15 protein-coding genes, 1 other RNA gene and 1 pseudogene are annotated in these 17,400 nt (G+C 43.6%); 11 read left to right on the top strand and 6 right to left on the bottom strand.

Features of this window, described 5'->3' with window-relative positions:
• Positions 1 to 14: 14 nt before the first annotated feature.
• The 4 genes and pseudogenes from R7Z49_RS15185 to bamE all read left to right on the top strand — a co-directional run bounded on the left by R7Z49_RS15185 (position 15) and on the right by bamE (position 4,142).
• Positions 15 to 1,205: a DUF3103 domain-containing protein gene (locus R7Z49_RS15185; RefSeq protein WP_005383752.1), complete on the top strand. Its 1,191-nt coding sequence runs from the start codon at positions 15 to 17 to the stop codon at positions 1,203 to 1,205.
• Between the two features lie 166 nt (positions 1,206 to 1,371).
• The gene (gene recN / locus R7Z49_RS15180; protein WP_005383750.1) at positions 1,372 to 3,036 is read left to right on the top strand and encodes a DNA repair protein RecN; all 1,665 of its coding nucleotides are present in this window, start codon (positions 1,372 to 1,374) and stop codon (positions 3,034 to 3,036) included.
• 21 nt (positions 3,037 to 3,057) lie between these two features.
• Positions 3,058 to 3,540 (top strand): annotated as a pseudogene (locus R7Z49_RS15175) (GNAT family N-acetyltransferase).
• Positions 3,541 to 3,782: 242 nt separating this feature from the next.
• The gene (bamE, locus tag R7Z49_RS15170; protein WP_017820585.1) at positions 3,783 to 4,142 is read left to right on the top strand and encodes an outer membrane protein assembly factor BamE; all 360 of its coding nucleotides are present in this window, start codon (positions 3,783 to 3,785) and stop codon (positions 4,140 to 4,142) included.
• Between the two features lie 101 nt (positions 4,143 to 4,243).
• On the opposite strand, the gene R7Z49_RS15165 is transcribed toward bamE, so the two are convergent.
• Together R7Z49_RS15165 and R7Z49_RS15160 are read right to left on the bottom strand one after the other, a co-directional pair.
• Entirely contained in the window at positions 4,244 to 4,603 is a 360-nt protein-coding gene (locus tag R7Z49_RS15165) for an RnfH family protein (protein ID WP_005381640.1), read from the bottom strand.
• The gene (locus R7Z49_RS15160; protein WP_005381641.1) at positions 4,593 to 5,036 is read right to left on the bottom strand and encodes an SRPBCC family protein; all 444 of its coding nucleotides are present in this window, start codon (positions 5,034 to 5,036) and stop codon (positions 4,593 to 4,595) included. The genes R7Z49_RS15165 and R7Z49_RS15160 overlap by 11 nt, the downstream gene beginning before the upstream one ends.
• Positions 5,037 to 5,155: 119 nt before the next feature.
• Between R7Z49_RS15160 and smpB the strand changes: the two genes are divergently transcribed.
• From smpB to R7Z49_RS15145, 3 genes are all read left to right on the top strand, one after another.
• Positions 5,156 to 5,641 carry an SsrA-binding protein SmpB gene (gene smpB / locus R7Z49_RS15155; RefSeq protein ID WP_005381642.1) on the top strand — a complete coding sequence of 162 codons (486 nt, stop codon included), beginning with the start codon at positions 5,156 to 5,158 and terminating at the stop codon, positions 5,639 to 5,641.
• Between the two features lie 66 nt (positions 5,642 to 5,707).
• Positions 5,708 to 6,075: a transfer-messenger RNA gene (gene ssrA / locus R7Z49_RS15150) on the top strand.
• 527 nt (positions 6,076 to 6,602) lie between these two features.
• The gene (locus R7Z49_RS15145; protein WP_318111804.1) at positions 6,603 to 7,088 is read left to right on the top strand and encodes a DUF6795 domain-containing protein; all 486 of its coding nucleotides are present in this window, start codon (positions 6,603 to 6,605) and stop codon (positions 7,086 to 7,088) included.
• A 693-nt stretch (positions 7,089 to 7,781) separates the two neighbouring features.
• Here the strand turns inward: R7Z49_RS15145 and R7Z49_RS15140 are convergent.
• The gene (locus R7Z49_RS15140) at positions 7,782 to 8,345 is read right to left on the bottom strand and encodes a porin family protein (protein WP_005381668.1); all 564 of its coding nucleotides are present in this window, start codon (positions 8,343 to 8,345) and stop codon (positions 7,782 to 7,784) included.
• A 398-nt stretch (positions 8,346 to 8,743) separates the two neighbouring features.
• Here R7Z49_RS15140 and R7Z49_RS15135 point away from each other — a divergent pair, with 398 nt between their 5' ends.
• The 4 genes from R7Z49_RS15135 to R7Z49_RS15120 all read left to right on the top strand — a co-directional run bounded on the left by R7Z49_RS15135 (position 8,744) and on the right by R7Z49_RS15120 (position 13,621).
• Complete coding sequence (locus R7Z49_RS15135; protein WP_318111802.1) at positions 8,744 to 9,625, top strand: LysR family transcriptional regulator; 882 nt, start codon at positions 8,744 to 8,746, stop codon at positions 9,623 to 9,625.
• Between the two features lie 120 nt (positions 9,626 to 9,745).
• Entirely contained in the window at positions 9,746 to 11,281 is a 1,536-nt protein-coding gene (locus R7Z49_RS15130; RefSeq protein ID WP_005381670.1) for a bifunctional GNAT family N-acetyltransferase/carbon-nitrogen hydrolase family protein, read from the top strand.
• A gap of 204 nt (positions 11,282 to 11,485) precedes the next feature.
• On the top strand, positions 11,486 to 12,073 hold the full coding sequence (locus tag R7Z49_RS15125; protein WP_005383738.1) for a DedA family protein: 588 nt from the start codon (positions 11,486 to 11,488) through the stop codon (positions 12,071 to 12,073).
• A 180-nt stretch (positions 12,074 to 12,253) separates the two neighbouring features.
• On the top strand, positions 12,254 to 13,621 hold the full coding sequence (locus R7Z49_RS15120; RefSeq protein WP_170890789.1) for a Na+/H+ antiporter NhaC family protein: 1,368 nt from the start codon (positions 12,254 to 12,256) through the stop codon (positions 13,619 to 13,621).
• A 74-nt stretch (positions 13,622 to 13,695) separates the two neighbouring features.
• Here the strand turns inward: R7Z49_RS15120 and R7Z49_RS15115 are convergent, their stop codons facing one another.
• The 3 genes from R7Z49_RS15115 to R7Z49_RS15105 all read right to left on the bottom strand — a co-directional run bounded on the left by R7Z49_RS15115 (position 13,696) and on the right by R7Z49_RS15105 (position 17,334).
• Positions 13,696 to 14,535 (bottom strand): 3-keto-5-aminohexanoate cleavage protein, encoded by an 840-nt coding sequence (locus R7Z49_RS15115; RefSeq protein ID WP_318111801.1) that lies wholly within the window; start codon positions 14,533 to 14,535, stop codon positions 13,696 to 13,698.
• Positions 14,526 to 15,857 (bottom strand): aspartate aminotransferase family protein, encoded by a 1,332-nt coding sequence (locus tag R7Z49_RS15110; RefSeq protein ID WP_042521241.1) that lies wholly within the window; start codon positions 15,855 to 15,857, stop codon positions 14,526 to 14,528. Before R7Z49_RS15110 ends, R7Z49_RS15115 begins: the two co-directional genes overlap by 10 nt.
• A gap of 208 nt (positions 15,858 to 16,065) precedes the next feature.
• Positions 16,066 to 17,334 carry an O-acetylhomoserine aminocarboxypropyltransferase/cysteine synthase family protein gene (locus R7Z49_RS15105; protein WP_005381677.1) on the bottom strand — a complete coding sequence of 423 codons (1,269 nt, stop codon included), beginning with the start codon at positions 17,332 to 17,334 and terminating at the stop codon, positions 16,066 to 16,068.
• Positions 17,335 to 17,400: the final 66 nt, after the last annotated feature.

Raw genomic sequence — 17,400 nt, 5'->3', positions numbered from 1 at the left:
ATAAAGGACATATTATGAAGAAAACCATCATTCTGTCTGTTCTCAGTACATTAGCACTTATTGGCTGCCAATCAGAGGAAACGCAAGTCAACAGTGTGTCCAATGCAAAAGCGGAAGATATCACTAAGACGAAACGGGCCCTAGCTCAACAATTGAGTGAGAATTATGCTGCCATTGAACCCATGCTGAGAAGAGATATTACTCCGCAACAGACTAACGTGTCTGTATCAGCATTTGTTAAGCAAAACCCTAACTCAGAGTTCAGCCGCCAGCTTGTACAAGCTGACACTCAAATTCGTAGCTGGAAAGGTATTTCTGAATACTCTGATCAGTTGTTAGAAGTTCGCTTGGCAAATGAAGCCATGATAACAGCATGGCAAAGTGGCGAGGTCGAGCCATTATTTGCATTTGAACCAAGTGGTGATGATGAGAATTGGCAATACATCGAAGCATTTGATGTTTATGGCAACATCCATCAACTCGATGTTTACCAGCTCCCTGAGGTACCTGTACTTGTCGTTGATAACAATAGCTCTGCAGAGCTAAAAGCAGGCTTGCAAGCTATGCAAGCTGAGATGAAAAAACTCGGTCAACCAGCTTTAGTTCAACCATATATTGCTGATGAACAACGCCAAAATACACCGCTATTGTCAAGTAGCGCAGTGGGCGAAGCGGCTCCAATTCAAACCACGCAGTTGAAAAAGATCCGTCTAGCCGATGACAAAGAACCTTGGATCTCTGGCAAGGCAGAAATCTACGCTATCGTAACGGGCGTCAATCCAAGTCGTGATGAACCTACTCTCGATTTGGTGGAGCTTCCATACTTAGACTACGATAACCAAGATTACTATCCAAATCAGATCATTATTCACTGGTCTCGTTACCGCTGGGGTGCGGCAGACATTGTGCTCATGGAGCAAGATGACGGCACAGACTATAAACAATTGGCAAAACTCCTTGTTCAAGTTGCCGAAGAAGTATTGAAAGCGATTCCAGATCCAGAAGTTCAGGCTTACGCGATTATTCCGCAAATCACGAACAAGATCATCGACACTATCCCCGATGGTGTACTCACGAATGATGATGACTTCGTCGACGTTTACTACACTCTAATGCAAGATACTTCATACGTAGATCACCCAGGTGCAGGTGTGAATGCAGTCGTCACACTAGAACCACTAACGATTAACCCAACTCGTCCGTAACCTGTTCAATTTTAATGAGTCGTTGTAATCACATCGGCTCATTTTTCCCACTTCATCACAAAAAAACAGCCTACAAAGAAAATTTTCCCTACCTGACTTTACTGTATAAAGAAACAGTATATACTGTTCTCTTATACAGTATTGTTCAGTTATACAGGTAAATAAAATGCTGGCTCATCTAAGTGTTAATAATTTTGCGATTGTTAAGTCTTTACAACTCGAGCTTTCTAAGGGCATGACCACCATTACAGGTGAAACAGGCGCGGGTAAATCCATTGCTATCGATGCTTTAGGGCTCTGCTTAGGCGGACGAGCCGATGCCGGCATGGTGCGACAAGGTGAAGAGAAAACCGAAGTTAGCGCCGCTTTTTTATTGGACAACAACTTACATGCAACACGTTGGTTAGAAGATAACGATCTGCTAGATGGCAGTGAGTGTATTTTGCGTCGTATTATCACAAAAGAAGGCCGCTCAAGAGCCTTCATTAATGGCAGCCCTGTTCCACTATCACAACTCAAATCTCTAGGGCAGCTACTTATCAATATCCATGGGCAGCACGCTCATCATCAATTGATGAAAAGTGAGCACCAAATGGCCATGCTCGACCAATATGCTGGGCATTTAAACCTACTAAAAAGCACACGAAGTGCTTACCAGCATTGGCGTCAGGCGGATAATAACCTCAAGCAGCTAAAAGAAAATAGCCAGCAAAACCAGGCGCAAAAACAGTTGCTTGAATACCAAATCAAAGAACTGAATGAGTTATCGCTAGGTGAAGAAGAATTTGCAGAGCTCGAGCAAGAGCATAAACGACTATCCAACAGTGGTGAACTCGCCACTACCTGTCAGCAAGCCATCGAACTTATTTACGAAGGTGAAGAAGTCAATGCGCTTGGTATTTTGCAATCGGCCAATCACTCCCTAATTCAATTAGCCGAATTAGATGAAAAGCTATCTGAGCTACCTAACATGCTGTCAGAAGCGATGATTCAACTTGAAGAAACGAAGAATGAATTACGCAGCTACTTAGATGGCATCGATGTTGATCCAGCTCGTATGGCTTATGTAGAAGAACGTTTTTCTAAAGTGATGTCTGTAGCTCGTAAACACCACGTAATGCCAGAAGAACTCTACCAGCATCATCAAGATCTTCTGGCCCAAGTAGAAGCGTTAGATTGCTCCGATGAACGTTTAGATGAACTTGCTCAAGAAGTAGAACACAAGTACCAAAGCTTTCTAACACAAGCAGAAAAACTGCACAAATCACGCAGCCGTTACGCAAAAGAACTGAACAAACTGATCACACAAAGCATGCACGAATTGAGCATGGAGAAAGCAGTATTCAGTATCGAAGTTAGCAATGACAACACGCACCCATCGCCGCTTGGCATGGACAGCGTGTGCTTCTTAGTATCGACCAACCCGGGACAACCATTGCAACCTATAGCAAAAGTTGCGTCAGGCGGTGAGCTATCACGTATCTCTCTAGCTATCCAAGTGATCACCGCTCAGAAAGTAGATACACCAAGTTTAATCTTCGATGAAGTGGACGTAGGTATTAGTGGCCCAACAGCTGCCGTAGTGGGCAAAATGCTACGCAAGCTTGGCGAATCTACTCAAGTATTGTGTGTCACTCACCTCCCTCAAGTTGCCGGATGCGGCCATCAACAAATGTTTGTTGCTAAGCAAACCAAAGCAGGCCAAACCGAAACCCAAATGCACGCATTAGATGAACAACAACGTGTGGCAGAATTAGCTCGCTTACTTGGTGGTAGTCAAATAACCGACTCAACGTTGGCAAACGCAAAAGAACTGCTTATCGCCGCTTAATAAATCGACAAGGGATGAGATATGGATATCAGAGCAATACACAAAACCAACTGCTTAGATCTCATCCCTATTTTTATTGAGTTAGAACATTACTACTTCAAAGAAAAAGCTTCATCAAAACACGATCTGGTCCATTATCTAAAGAGCCAAGTCTTCTCTGAACATTCTGGTGTTAATATCATTGCGGTTTACGATAATGATGACGTCGTAGGCTTTGCATCTTATACCGTCATGTTCCCTGCCCCAAAACTCTCAGGGCAGATGTACTTAAAAGATCTGTTCGTATCTTCGAAGGTTCGAGGAAAAGGGGTTGGTCTCAAGTGAATGAAGTATCTGGCATCTTTGGCGATCAAGTGTGGATGCCAAAGGTTGGACTGGACAGCTGAAAGTAGTAACCCTACCGCAGGTCAGTTTTACCGCTCAATTGGTGCAACACTAATTCATGAAAAAGAGTATTATCGTTTTTCAGGTGATGCATTACGCGAATTCGCCAAAACCGACTAACGAGTCACTAGGCTTGGCTCACCGCTGAAAGCGTCCATCACCCTATCTCCGATTGAAATGTGCTCTTCGTCACCTAACTAATACGTCATGTGGTGACATTTACCGCCTAATATCGGTGAATAAATGCAACTCAACTCAAAATTCGTTGTCAGATTGTCTACCATACGACGCATAGCTTTTTACATCTGCGTCGAGCTTGTTTATTATCAGCGCAGTATTTTAAAGGTTACTAAGAAATTATTATGCAATTAAAGAAGTGGTTAGTTGCCGTACCATTAGCAATGACATTGCTGACAGGATGTTCGGTATTGGAAAGACTGGTTTATCGTATTGATATCAACCAAGGCAACTATGTAGAACAAAGTGCGGTTGATAAATTAAAGTTTGGGATGACTAAAGCACAGGTTCGCTTCGTATTAGGGTCGCCAATGCTTATTGAAAACGGCTATCCAAACACTTGGTATTACATCTATCATCATACTCCTGGCCATGGCGAACCAGTACAGAAAGATCTGATTGTAAACTTTAATGACCAAGGCACACTCGCAGACATCAGTGGTGACTTTCCAAAAAGTGACGCATTTTACGAGCAAATTCAGTAAACTGACTTTTGCAAAAAAACCTCCCGTTTGGGAGGTTTTTTATTATATAGAAATCACGTTAGTCAAACTTTGAGTAACTCACATGAGCTATTGGGTTTATATTAATCCTGCTTATTTTTACGTACAGAACTAGGCTTGCCACCGGTGACTGGGTCTGCACTTCCCTCGGCTTTAGCCTGCTCCGCCCTTTTACGGCGAATCTCTTTCGGATCGGCGAGTAACGGACGATAAATCTCTATTCGGTCTCGATCTCGAACGGTCGCATCCAACTTCACGTTACGACTAAACACACCCACTTTGTTCTTGGACAAATCAATTTCAGGGTACAACTCCAATACACCGGATTGTCGAATGATCTCTTCTACCGTTGCGTGATTATTTACCACTAAGTTAAATACACGCTGTTCATGAGGAAGAGCATAGACAACCTCAACGTGAATCATATCTGACTCAATACTCATAACACTCGTAGACCTGTTTTGCGCGTTTAGTAAATGCATTTACCATATTACTAGTAAGCTCGTTAAAAATCTTACCGAAGGCCATCTCAATCATTTTACTTGAGAATTCAAACTCAAGCTTTAGTTCAACCTTGCAAGCTTGCTCATCTAGCGCGGTAAAAATCCAACCACCACGCAACGTCTTAAACGGGCCATCCACCAAGTTCATCATAATTGCCTGACCGGGGATCAACTCATTTGAAGTCGTAAACGTTTTGCTGATTCCAGCCTTCGCCACATCGACAGAAGCCACCATACCATTCCCCGAAGACTCAATGATTCTAGAGCCCGAGCAACCAGGCAGAAATTCAGGGTATTTAGCAACATCATTAACCAGATTGAACATCTGTTCGGCGCTAAAAGACACAAGCGCAGAACGGCTGACTTGCTTCATACATACTCCTATCGATACATGTACAGATTTAAAGCTACTCGCCAATTTTACTTTTATTCCACGATTGCGCAAATAAAAGGATTTCCTATCCGATATCCAACCCGTATAATGACGCTATTATGGCAAAGAAAAAAACGAAACAAAAAGCGGGTAGCAATACTATCGCGCTGAATAAAAAAGCTCGCCACGAGTATTTCATCGATGATGAAATCGAAGCTGGCTTGGAGCTCCAAGGTTGGGAAGTGAAAGCCCTTCGCCAAGGTAAAGCCAATATTTCTGAAAGTTACGTATTTATGCGTGACGGTGAAGCCTTTGTGAGTGGCATGACAATCACTCCTTTAAATCAGGCATCGACACACGTTGTGGCGAATCCTACACGTGTGCGTAAACTACTAATGAGTCGTCGTGAGCTGGATAATCTATTCGGACGTGTAAACCGTGAAGGTATGACATTAACGGCCCTCTCACTGTACTGGTCTCGCTCTTGGGTGAAACTAAAAATTGGCGTAGCAAAAGGTAAAAAGCTGCACGATAAACGTACGGATCTAAAAGAAAAAGACTGGGCAAGAGAAAAAGCACGCGTAATGAAGAGCGCGCTGCGTTAATCTTGACCACTTAAACGCATAGTACTGGACAGCCAATGCTTTTCTGTTACTATGCGAATATTACCTGGGGCTGATTTAGGATTCGACGGGAATTCAGAAGTCTGAGGTGCATGCCGAGGTGCGGTAGGCCTCGTTAACAAACCGCAAAAAAATAGTCGCAAACGACGAAAACTACGCACTAGCAGCTTAATAACCTGCTAAGAGCTCTCTCGCCCTAGCTTCCGCACGTAAGACGGGGATCAACGAGGGATCAAACCCAAACGCGCTAGCCCGGATTCTCCCGCCTGAGAGATGAACGGCGAATTTTAATTCAGGCTAGTCATTCATTAGCGTGTCGGTTCGCAGGTGGGTGGCGAAATTAAAGATCGACTAAGCATGTAGTACCAATGATGAACGGTTTTCGGACGCGGGTTCAACTCCCGCCAGCTCCACCAAACGTTTGGAAAAGGCCACCTTCGGGTGGCCTTTTTTGTATCAACTAAAATAGTCTCTTTTTTCAAACATTCATGCTTTCTGAAATCTTACTACATGGATTACCGCATACCTTTGGCCCATGTAGATTTACAAACTCGTTGAGTATTAATCAGTAAACAAGAGGTTCATAAGTACTAATCAAAAAGGCAGAAAGCATGGTACTAAAAGCCCTGCAACTTAAAAGTCTTCTGCTTACCTATCCTTTCTAAGAGATAACTAGATCTAAGTCTAAAGTCTATACTCATCTCCCTCGATGAATTGATTGATGTATTCATTGTTAGTCCCTACTCGCTTGTTTCATTACAACTCTATAGATGTAATGACTACAAACAGTAGTTACAAAAAATAATGTAACTCTAATCACAAAGTTAACCTTAGATATTGAACAGAAACACAACATATATAGATTTTTAAATTTCAAAATGAAAATATTGTTGTGAAAAATTAAGTTGCTGGAATTATTACAGTCATATTAGTGAGCATTGTAATGAATTTTGAAGAAAGTAAATTGAATGACGAACACGTTAATCAATACACACCGCAAATCAATGGTGTGTTAACAAAGAAAGGAAAACCACTTAGTAGCCTGAAGGTTAGCCTTAGTATTGGTTTAAGCATGTCAGGGAAATCAATAGACTTATCAACATTCACAGACAGTACTGGTCGCTTTGAGTTTTCTCCAGTCTATGAAAATAAAGACGTCATAAGCACTCCTCTCATTGATCACTATGTAACTATTGTTTTAGTCGCAGAACTCAGCAAAGATGAAAGTACTATTATTTGGGAAGGAAGCTTTGATGGTTATAAAATAGAGGATTACGTAAAAAATAACATGGCTAACCTTGCTTGTGACACTGAGAACCCTCTTAATTACTTTGCTTTTTCAATTGATGATGAAGAAAACGATGACTACTACGTAAACAGCCAATGTAATTTATTTGGTTATATAGACTCTGACTTATATGGAAATTAAACAATGCACTCATGATACAACTCCAGTTCCTATGTCTCCTCTTTGGCCATTTACTCACGGTGGTATTGAGTATCGGCTAGATGGAAGTTCTGGCATCTACTTCTGCGCTCATGGACTAGGAAAAAAATCTGTTCCGGGTTATGTCAATACCGCTACAAGTAATGAGTGGTCGGCACTACAACCCAAATCTCAAGCTTACCTAGAACGCAACGTATTTCTTGACTTCAACAATAGATATAATGCTCGGATGACTGATGGTTGGGTAAGTAAAATAGTCTCTTCAATTTTAACCTTATTAAGAATTTCAGGTCTGGGTCATATAATACAACAAATAGCAACTGTAGGCCTTACTGCTTGGGATCAACTAGCTAAAGCTATGGCGTACATCTCAAAAACTAAAAAACGAGTATACAGAACACGTTCGCGGTATTTTAGGTCACATGAATGTAATGTCAGGTAGCGCAGCGATCGACCTATCGAGTATTACTTATAGAGTGATAAAACTTTGTTTTTCGAGACTAGTAAGAAGGTTAGATAGTCATGTTAGAAATGCTCTAAATATAGTAGAGTGACAGTAAAAGGCACGAACAATTATTCTAAAAAACGCGCTATTATCCTCAACTAGATTGAGTTCAGAAAAAGCGAAGCTATTTAGGCTTCGCTTTTTATTAGGGCTTAGAGTTGTTAACAATATTAAAATCTATATTCCACACCTAGTGATGCTTGGTTAAAGTCTGTTTCCGTGTTTGCACCATTCGCGACGTTCTCTGCATTCAGTTCTACGTCGTACCACATATATTCTGCGTTAACTAAGAAGTTATCAGTAACTTTAAAACCAACACCGGCACCAGCGAATACACCTTCATCATCTTTGTTGCCTTGGAAGCCAGCAACGTTGTAATCCGTCGAGTACCACATTTGACCGCCTTTTGCGTAAAGGTCGACACGATCAGCAATGGGAGCGGTAACTTTTAGAGCCGCTGTATAGCCGTCCGTTTCGGCATTTGCTAGGTTATTACCATAGCTACCGAAATCAATGTAACCACCTTCCAACGCTAAGTAAGGATTAAAACGGTAACCAACTAAACCTTGAATAACATCGCTGTCATCATCAAAGTCATCTTGTCCATCAACTTTTAAGTAACCGTAGTTGGCGCCAACATATACACCATGATCGTTGGAGTCCGCAGCATGTGATAAAGTACTAAACGTTGCTAAAGAAAAAAGGCTAATCAAAGTAACAACATTGCTTTTCATTTCGTTCTCCTAATATAAGTTCCATTGAAGGTTCGAATAGTAAAAAGCAAATGCAATGCCAACTTAAAATTAATGAAAAATATATTTAATTTTATAGAATACTGACAATCCTCTAAAGAACGCCGAACAAAAACAGAAAAAAAGATCTGTCTGTTTACTTTATATAAACAATACTAAATTGAGGTTAATCGATGATGTGAAAAAGATTCTTGTTAATTTGTAGATTTTTCAAAGAAATTAAATAAACATCTAAAATACTCTTGTAGATTAATCAGTCAAAAAACGCTTAGCTAGTTTTTATAAGAAAGGAAGCTAATCACACATACGTTGCATCTTACTTTGCTTCAAGCCGTGAATACTCTACTCTTTGCCTAAGCAGAGTTTAATGGAACTGAAGTATGTTAAAAGGCAGTGAATACCCTTCTATTCGAGCATTAAGGACGTTTGTCGCGGTCTCTAATTACCTCAGTTTCTCTAAAGCAGCGGATGCCCTATGTATTACGCAAAGCGCAGTAAGCAAACAAATCGCATCGCTGGAGCAATTGGTGGGTTTACCTTTAATACAAAGAAGGGCGAGTGGTATTGAGTTAACCGAAGAAGGCAAGCGTTATCTGCCGCAAGTCACAGAAGCTTTGGAGCTTATTCAGCATGCAACTGCCAACTTAATCCAGTCAGATTCAAAGCAAGAATTACTCACCGTGGACGTAACCCCTTCTTTTGCCAGCCTTTGGTTGATACCTAATATTGATGACTTCCACCAGCAACATCCTAACATCCGAGTAAGAGTCTGTACCGGGGATGGGAACGTCAAAGATTCGAGCAACGAAAGTGACTTACATATTCGCTGCCTTCCATTATCCACACATTATGAATACAGCCACTTACTGTGCGAAGAAACATTGTTATTAGTCGGTTGCACAAATGCTCCTGCAATTGAGAGTGTGCACGCTGTTAGTAATTATCCGTTTATACCTCAAATCACTCGCCCTCAGCTATGGGAGCAATTTAAAACTGTCTACACTGTAGAATCTCCCGTTACCTATCAACCTGTAGGCGTCGAACATTTTTACCTAGCTTGCGAAGCTGTCAGAATGGGAAAAGGGCTCGCCTTGCTTCCCGATTTTATGGCGCAGTATTCGATTTTAAGAGGGGACATTCAGCATGTTCTCAACCTTTCTTTACGGAGCGGTTATGGTTATTACGTGATGATTCCAAATTATCGACTTTCGGCTAAAAAAGTAGCGGTGTTTCACGAATGGCTGAAGAGCAAACTAAGTTAATGTTGTTTCTTTAAGCTCGTTTAGGTAAACCAAAACAACTCAAAGACTTCGGTATCTGTCTGCTCAAATTTATGGCATTCTCATCCATACTATTTAAAAAGGATAAATGGATAGTAGGATATGGACAGCAACACGCCAAGACTCTCTTTACGCACCATTGAGCCGACCGATTACCCAGAGCTCGCGGAATTAATGGACCTTGTTTTTCCTGATGTTGGTGGCTCATGGCCACGCCTGACCATCATGGATCTCATTCATCAGTTTCCTGATGGACAAATCTGTATTGAGGATAACGGAAAAATTGTCGGCGCAGCGCTAACAATCAAAGTGGACTACAACCGATTTTCACTTCCTCACCTATACACCGACATCATCACCGAGAACAACGTCATCCAAAACCAAGTGACCGGTGACGCCATGTATGGTCTCGATGTATTTGTTCACCCGGACTACCGTGGACTGCGTTTAGGTCGCCGTCTGTATGATGCGCGTAAAGAACTTTGCCGGAGTAAAAACTTCAAAGCAATTTTAGCCGGTGGTCGCATCCCGAATTACCACAAATATGCTGACGAATTGAGCGTGGCTGAATACATCGACAAAATAAAACGCCGTGAGCTTCACGATCCTATTTTGTCTTTTCAGCTTGCAAACGACTTCGATGTAAAACGTATTATGCGCGGTTACTTGCCAGAGGATAGTGCTTCTAAAGGCTACGCAACTCTGCTGGAGTGGGATAACTTCTTCTACGAAGAGGATATTCAATCCGTACATGATGTAGAAAAAACGCTGATTCGTATTGGTGTTGTGCAGTGGCAAATGCGCGCCATGAATGACTTAGAGGACTTGCTCGATCAGGCTGAGTTCTTCATTTCTTCTCTTGCGAACTACAAAGCCGATTTCGCCCTATTCCCTGAATTCTTTAACGCGCCGCTGATGGGCTTGCAAAACGACCAAAACTCCGTCGAAGCAATTCGCTTTTTGGCTAGCTTTACAGAAGAGATCAAAAACCGCTTCTCGCAGATGGCAGTCACCTACAACATCAACATTATTGCTGGCAGTATGCCCGTCATCGAAGATGGCAAGTTGTATAATGTGGCCTACTTACTGCAACGAGATGGTGAAATAAACGCTCAATATAAGATTCACATCACGCCCCATGAGCAAAAAGACTGGGTGATCGACGGTGGTGACAATGTTCAGGTGTTCGAAACCGATGCAGGCAAAGTCGGCATACTGATTTGTTATGACAGCGAGTTCCCAGAGTTGGGAAGAATGCTCGCCGAGCAAGGCGCACAAATTGTGTTCGTTCCTTTCTGGACAGACACAAAAAATGGCTACCAACGAGTACGAATCTGTTCCCAATCACGAGCCATCGAAAACGAATGCTACGTTGCAATTGGGGGCAGTGTCGGCAACTTACCTCGTGTTGATAATGTCGATATCCAGTACGCACAATCTGCCGTATTCTCACCGTCGGATATCTATTTCCCACACGATGCGACCTTGACAGAAGCAAGCGCCAACACCGAAATGATAATCTTCGCTGATGTTGATTTGACTAAGTTGAAACAGCTTAATACCGAAGGCTCTGTCACCAACTTACGTCATCGCCGCCTTGATTTGTATGGCGCATTCACCAAAGCCAAAGAGTCATAAGGATCTCCCTAGTTCGCCGCTACCAAAGAGCGTGGCGGCGAGTAAAGCCAGCTGCAGGTTGATTCTGCGCAATTATCAGAGGCATGTCAGTTTTTCTCAACGGTGAGAAACAAGAATTGACCCAATAGGACATTCGGAGTATCACTCCAACTTCGTTCCGCTTTTATTAGGGGAAAGCTTTTGGAACATATTAACGAACTTCTCATGTCAATGAAGCCTTTGCTTGAGCAATACGGCTACGTTGCGCTGATTGTCAGTATATTTCTAGAAGGGATAGGTATCCCGATGCCTGGTCAATCACTGATGATCGCGGCATCTTTGCTCTCGTCAGAACAAGTCATGAACCTAAGTATGGTAATGATGGTATCGTGGCTGAGCTGCTTTTTTGGTAATACCTGTGGCTACTTAATCGGTTATTACTTTGAGGGGTGGTTAGATAAAAAAGGCTACATTTCCGGCCCGAAGATGCAAACGCTTCAATTGACTATCCAGAAATACGGCCCTACGTGCTTGGTGGTCAGCCGCTTTATTGAAGGAATGAAGCAATTTATGCCTCTTGCATGCGGTATCGCGAAAATGCCACGTAGAGAGTTTTTGCTCGGTAACGCTCTCGCGGCGACGGTTTGGGTATTGGTATTCAGCTTGTTAACTCACTTTGCATTTGAGCATTTAAGCGTGTTGAGCAACCTGTACACCGAATACAAATATCTGGTATGGGCATTTGCTGCTGTCTTATTTACGTGGATGGTTTTAGGTATTGTTAAACGCAAAAAAGCCAAATCAATGCAATAACGACAGTCTCTTCATTAGCGCATAACTAAAGCTCGTGGTATCAGTGAGATACGCAACACGAGCTTTTCTCTTTTTCTTTACGTGTAAAATTTAAACAGCCATTTAGACGTCTAGACGTTGACAATGCGTAAATGTGATATTAGTCTGCTCTTCTCTCTTATTATTAACATTGTCGTTTACATGTCCGGTTCCCAACAAACAACTAAAACAGTTGCACCGTCTGCGGTCGCACTGATCCCATTAATTGTATTCCTTGCGCTATTTATTGGCGTAGGCACTTACTTATCTTTGCAAGGCGTGGAATTTGCCTTCTACCAGCTGCCTGCACCCATCGCGGTATTACCAGCCATCATCATTGCGTTTCTTTTAAGTAAAGAGAAACTTAACCGCTCAATCGAACACTTCATGCGTGGTGTTGGCCACCCAGACATCATCGCAATGTGTATGATCTATCTGCTTGCTGGTGCCTTTGCTGCGGTAGCAAAAGCCTCTGGCGGTGTTGATGCAACAGTAAACCTTGGTTTATCCGCTATTCCAACCAGCATGATTTTACCGGGCATTTTTCTGATTTCTGCTTTTATCGCAACAGCAATGGGGACTTCGATGGGTACCATCGCAGCCGTTGCCCCTGTAGCGTTGGGTATTGCTGAATCAGCAGGAATGAGCTTACCGTTAACCGCAGGCGTTGTGCTGAGCGGCGCTATGTTTGGTGATAACCTTTCTATCATCTCTGACACCACCATCGCGGCGACACGCTCTCAAGGTTGTGAGATGAAAGACAAGTTTAAAGAGAACATTCGTATTGCTTTACCTGCGGCGTTGATCGCGATTGCAGTGTTCGCTTTCAACAGTACCGCGACTCAAGTGCCTGCAACTGGCGATATTGAGTGGCTAAAAGTCTTGCCGTACATCACTATTTTGATCCTAGCGGTATCTGGTGTGAATGTGTTTGTGGTTCTGTCGATTGGCATTCTTTTGGCTGGCGGCGTGAGCTTGGCATCGATTGACAATTACGGACTGACTAATCTAGCCCAAGACGTTTACAAAGGCTTTGGTAACATGCAAGAGATCTTCTTGTTATCCATGTTGATTGGTGGTTTGAGTGAACTGATGCGCCGCCAAGGTGGCCTTGCTTTTCTAACAAATTTCGTTAGTAGCCTTATCCACGCGTTTGGCTCTAGTCACTCTAAGCATGCGAACAGTCGTGCAAGCGAGCTAGGTATTGCAGGTTTGGTATCAATGGTCAATGGCTGTACGGCAAACAACACCGTAGCCATCATTGTATCGGGCAGCGTTGCTCGCCAACTGGCGGAAGAGAATAATGTCTCTCCTCGCCGCTCAGCAAGCTTGTTAGACATTTTCTCATGCGTGGTGCAAGGCGTGTTGCCTTACGGTGCTCAAGTATTGCTGCTAGGTTCCGTGTTCAACCTCTCGCCACTTGAAGTAGTTGCCAATTCTTACTACTGTTTTGCATTAGCGATAGCGGCTATTGTCGCGGTGTTTATCAAACATCCCGCTCGTCAACCTGTAGCGCAAACTGAGAACTAACGACAAATACCGAAAAGGCTCCGATGGAGCCTTTTTACTTTCCTTTCTTCTTTTTTTCTTTTCCGCGAGCAGATTTACTTCAAAGCTGAACGCAAACTTTGCGCACTGTGTAAAGGAATCGCAAAGCGATGCGCCACATCGCGTAGAGCTTCCACCTGAGCCGCGTTACTGATTGCTAATTCGCCTGCCACATCGACGTGGTTATTCTCAAACCCCACTCTCACATCGAATCCAAGTAACATCGCACTCGCTAAACAGTCTTGCTCTCGCGCGCCAAAAGCACAAATGGCACATCGAATTTCTTCCTCGACAAAATGCGCCAAATTCAAACCTCGTAAATCCCATGGCGAAGACTGTTGAGCTTGGTGATAACGCCCTAACACCACTAATGCATGCTGATACGTTTTAGGTAACACGCCCGCATCACGCAGTTGGAAATAACGTTCAATGTCGGTTGCATCGTAGAGAATAATTTGGCTCACGATGTTGTTTTCTGCCACCCAATGGAAAAAGGCATACCCTTCTTTCTCACTTGCTCGATCAGGGATTAACTCCCTCAATGCGAAAGAAGCCGCTTCTGGTTTCACAGCTTTAACTAACGCTATCTGTTGTGGCGGAGAATACAAGCCCACCGCCTCTGTGGTGAGCTGTACCATCATGTTTTGTCCCACCGCTTCTTTCACGGCATAGTAAATTGCCATGTTGTCGTCGATGTCTAATGAATGACGTCCGTTGGCGTCTCTAGCATGTAAATGGATCATGGCAGCCCCTGCCGTTTGACAAGCGATAGCCTCTGCAACCAGTTCGTCTTTTGTCATGGGTAAGCTGGCGTGATCGTGCTTAGTTTTTCTTGCACCGTTTGGGGCCACGATAATAGCGATAGGCTCTCGTATACATCGATTTTCTAATTCCATTCCTTCGCTACCTCTTTTAGCGTTAATGAGAGTTTGCCAACTAGCTCATCAATATGGTGAGGCTGAATAATGAATGGCGGTGCAAGCAAGATATGGTGCCCATTAACGCCATCAATCGTTCCGCCCATTGGGTAGCACATTAAGCCATTTTCCATTGCTTGCTGTTTGATGCGTTTGTCTGCCAATGTGGCTTTACTCAGAGGCGCCTTGCTTTCTTTATCCGCCACCAGCTCAATGCCAAAAAATAAGCCTTTACCACGAATGTCGCCAATGTACGGTAAATGGGCCAATTCAGAAGTAAGCTCATTACGCAGCAAAGCACTTTGCTGATTCACCGCCGTTAATAAATCATCTTGGAAGATGGTTTGAATGGTTGCCACGGCAGCAGCGCACGCCACAGGGTGCGCCATAAAGGTATGGCCATGTTGGAAAAAACCGCTTCCACCGGCAATAGCTTGGTAGACTCGATCATTCGCAACCACCGCGCCAATAGGTTGATAACCCGCACCAAGCCCTTTAGCCATACACACCAGATCGGGTTCTGCCTCTTCTTGCTCAAATGCAAAAAAACTACCACTGCGTCCAACGCCACACATGACTTCATCCAAGATCAATAACACATCGTATTGGTCGCATATTTCGCGAATACGTTTGAAGTAACCTTGAGTCGCAGGCACAGCTCCAGCGGTGGCTCCCACAATGGGCTCAGCGACAAAAGCCATGACATTCTCAGCCCCCAACTCAAGAATTTTTGCCTCTAGTTCATTCGCCGCTCGCAATGAGTAATCCAATTCCGACTCATGACTCTGCTGACAACGATAAGCATAGCAAGGGGCAATGTGATGACTCGGATGCAAGATAGGTTTGAACGGTTCACGTCGCCATTCATTACCACCGACCGCCAGAGCTCCCAACGTATTGCCGTGATAACTTTGCTGACGCGCAATGAATTGCTTCTTCTCTGGCTTACCTGATTCCACAAAATACTGCCGCGCCATTTTTAGTGCCGACTCCACCGCTTCTGATCCGCCACTGACTAAATACACATGGTTGAACTGCTCAGGCATATGCTGACAAATCAATTCCGCTAGTCGCTCACTGCTGTCACTAGTAAAAAATCCAGTATGAGCAAACGGCACTCGCTCGAGCTGTTCCAACATAGCTTTTTTAACGGCTTGATGACTGTGGCCAAGGTTTGATACCGCAGCGCCGCCACAAGCATCGAGATACTGTTTCCCTTGTTTATCGAATAGATAAACACCTTCACCTTTATCGATGATTGGCAACGTGGCATGGCAATGACGGTGAAATACGTAAGACATTTGAGTCCCTTCCAATGTGTAAGATTTGCACACATCATCAGGAACAACCCCAAATGCGACAAGGGAATAAATTTCATCCACCATGAGCTTTTGGAATACCACAATCCAAAAACACTAAAACCCTTGATATTTAAACAATAAAATAAAAATAGGCCAGCTTTTTTAAAGGCTGGCCTATGGGTAACCCAAAGCTAAAAACAGAATCGTTTTACGCGTTTAGTGCCTGTTCTAAATCGGCTAGAATATCGTCAATATGTTCAATACCCACCGATAAACGAATCATCTCTGGAGACACACCAGCTTGTTTTTGTTCTGCTTCGCTCAATTGACGATGAGTCGTCGATGCAGGATGGCAAGCCAATGATTTTGCATCGCCAATGTTCACCAAACGCTTAAAGATTTTCAAAGCATCATAAAAACGCACACCAGCGTCATAACCATCTTTTAAACCAAACGACAAAATCGCAGAAGGCTTACCTTTCATGTATTTTTCGGCGAGATGGAAGTGTTCAGAACTTGGCAATCCGGCATAACTTACCCAACTGACTTTGTCATTCTGTTCCAAGAATTCAGCCACTTTGAGTGTGTTCTCGGTATGGCGCTCCATGCGCAGCGGTAACGTTTCTAGCCCTTGCATAAGCATAAATGCATTCATCGGTGATAATGCGGCTCCGGTATTACGCAGTGGTACGGTACGCGCACGCCCGATAAATGCCGCTTCACCAAACGCTTCGGTATACACCACGCCGTGGTAAGAAGGTTCTGGTTGGTTGAAAACAGGAAAGCGGTCTTTGTGCTGCGCCCAAGGGAATTTACCTGAATCCACAATCACGCCACCTAATGTGGTGCCATGCCCACCAACGTATTTAGTGAGAGAGTGAACTACGATATCCGCACCAAATTCGATGGGTTTGCAAAGCACTGGCGTCGCAACGGTGTTATCCACAATCACAGGTACGCCTTGTGCATGAGCAAGCTCCGCCACACGTTCTAAATCGATGATATTACCCGCAGGGTTACCAATGCTCTCGCAGTACACCGCTTTGGTATTTTCATCAATTAATTCGGCCAAACTTTCTGGCTTGTCATCTTTAGCAAACTTCACCTGAATACCTTGATTTGGGAGCATGTGCGCAAACAAGGTATAAGTACCGCCATAAAGTTGCGGCGTAGAAACGATGTTATCGCCCGCTTGCGCTAAGGTCAGAATTGCATAGTTAATCGCTGCACTCCCCGCACTCACGACCAATCCAGCAATGCCGCCTTCTAACGCCGCCATGCGTTTTTCCAGAACATCGTTAGTCGGATTCATGATGCGAGTGTAGATATTCCCCGGCACTTCCAAGTTAAACAGATCAGCGCCGTGCTGCGCGTTGTCAAACTCGTACGCGACTGTTTGATAAATCGGCGTCGCGACAGATTTAGTGGTAGGGTCAGTTTCGTAACCAAAATGGATGGATAGCGTTTCGTCTTTCATGTTCTTCCCTGTCTTTCATCACTCAAATAGCGGCAAGCAAAGCACTTACCTTGCTTAAAACTTATA

The organism is Vibrio sp. 1562 (genome assembly GCF_033340155.1).
Lineage (GTDB): Bacteria > Pseudomonadota > Gammaproteobacteria > Enterobacterales > Vibrionaceae > Vibrio > Vibrio alginolyticus.
Note: the sequence above shows the minus strand (reverse complement) of the source record. Positions and strands in the feature narration are given on the sequence as shown.

What these genes read in the sequence shown, in the direction of transcription:
- R7Z49_RS15185 (WP_005383752.1), top strand. Translation starts at nt 15, where the DNA reads ATGAAGAAAACCATCATTCTGTCTGTTCTCAGTACATTAGCACTTATT.
- recN (WP_005383750.1), top strand. Translation starts at nt 1,372, where the DNA reads ATGCTGGCTCATCTAAGTGTTAATAATTTTGCGATTGTTAAGTCTTTA.
- bamE (WP_017820585.1), top strand. Translation starts at nt 3,783, where the DNA reads ATGCAATTAAAGAAGTGGTTAGTTGCCGTACCATTAGCAATGACATTG.
- R7Z49_RS15165 (WP_005381640.1), bottom strand. Translation starts at nt 4,603, where the DNA reads ATGAGTATTGAGTCAGATATGATTCACGTTGAGGTTGTCTATGCTCTT.
- R7Z49_RS15160 (WP_005381641.1), bottom strand. Translation starts at nt 5,036, where the DNA reads ATGAAGCAAGTCAGCCGTTCTGCGCTTGTGTCTTTTAGCGCCGAACAG.
- smpB (WP_005381642.1), top strand. Translation starts at nt 5,156, where the DNA reads ATGGCAAAGAAAAAAACGAAACAAAAAGCGGGTAGCAATACTATCGCG.
- R7Z49_RS15145 (WP_318111804.1), top strand. Translation starts at nt 6,603, where the DNA reads ATGAATTTTGAAGAAAGTAAATTGAATGACGAACACGTTAATCAATAC.
- R7Z49_RS15140 (WP_005381668.1), bottom strand. Translation starts at nt 8,345, where the DNA reads ATGAAAAGCAATGTTGTTACTTTGATTAGCCTTTTTTCTTTAGCAACG.
- R7Z49_RS15135 (WP_318111802.1), top strand. Translation starts at nt 8,744, where the DNA reads ATGTTAAAAGGCAGTGAATACCCTTCTATTCGAGCATTAAGGACGTTT.
- R7Z49_RS15130 (WP_005381670.1), top strand. Translation starts at nt 9,746, where the DNA reads ATGGACAGCAACACGCCAAGACTCTCTTTACGCACCATTGAGCCGACC.
- R7Z49_RS15125 (WP_005383738.1), top strand. Translation starts at nt 11,486, where the DNA reads ATGTCAATGAAGCCTTTGCTTGAGCAATACGGCTACGTTGCGCTGATT.
- R7Z49_RS15120 (WP_170890789.1), top strand. Translation starts at nt 12,254, where the DNA reads ATGTCCGGTTCCCAACAAACAACTAAAACAGTTGCACCGTCTGCGGTC.
- R7Z49_RS15115 (WP_318111801.1), bottom strand. Translation starts at nt 14,535, where the DNA reads ATGGAATTAGAAAATCGATGTATACGAGAGCCTATCGCTATTATCGTG.
- R7Z49_RS15110 (WP_042521241.1), bottom strand. Translation starts at nt 15,857, where the DNA reads ATGTCTTACGTATTTCACCGTCATTGCCATGCCACGTTGCCAATCATC.
- R7Z49_RS15105 (WP_005381677.1), bottom strand. Translation starts at nt 17,334, where the DNA reads ATGAAAGACGAAACGCTATCCATCCATTTTGGTTACGAAACTGACCCT.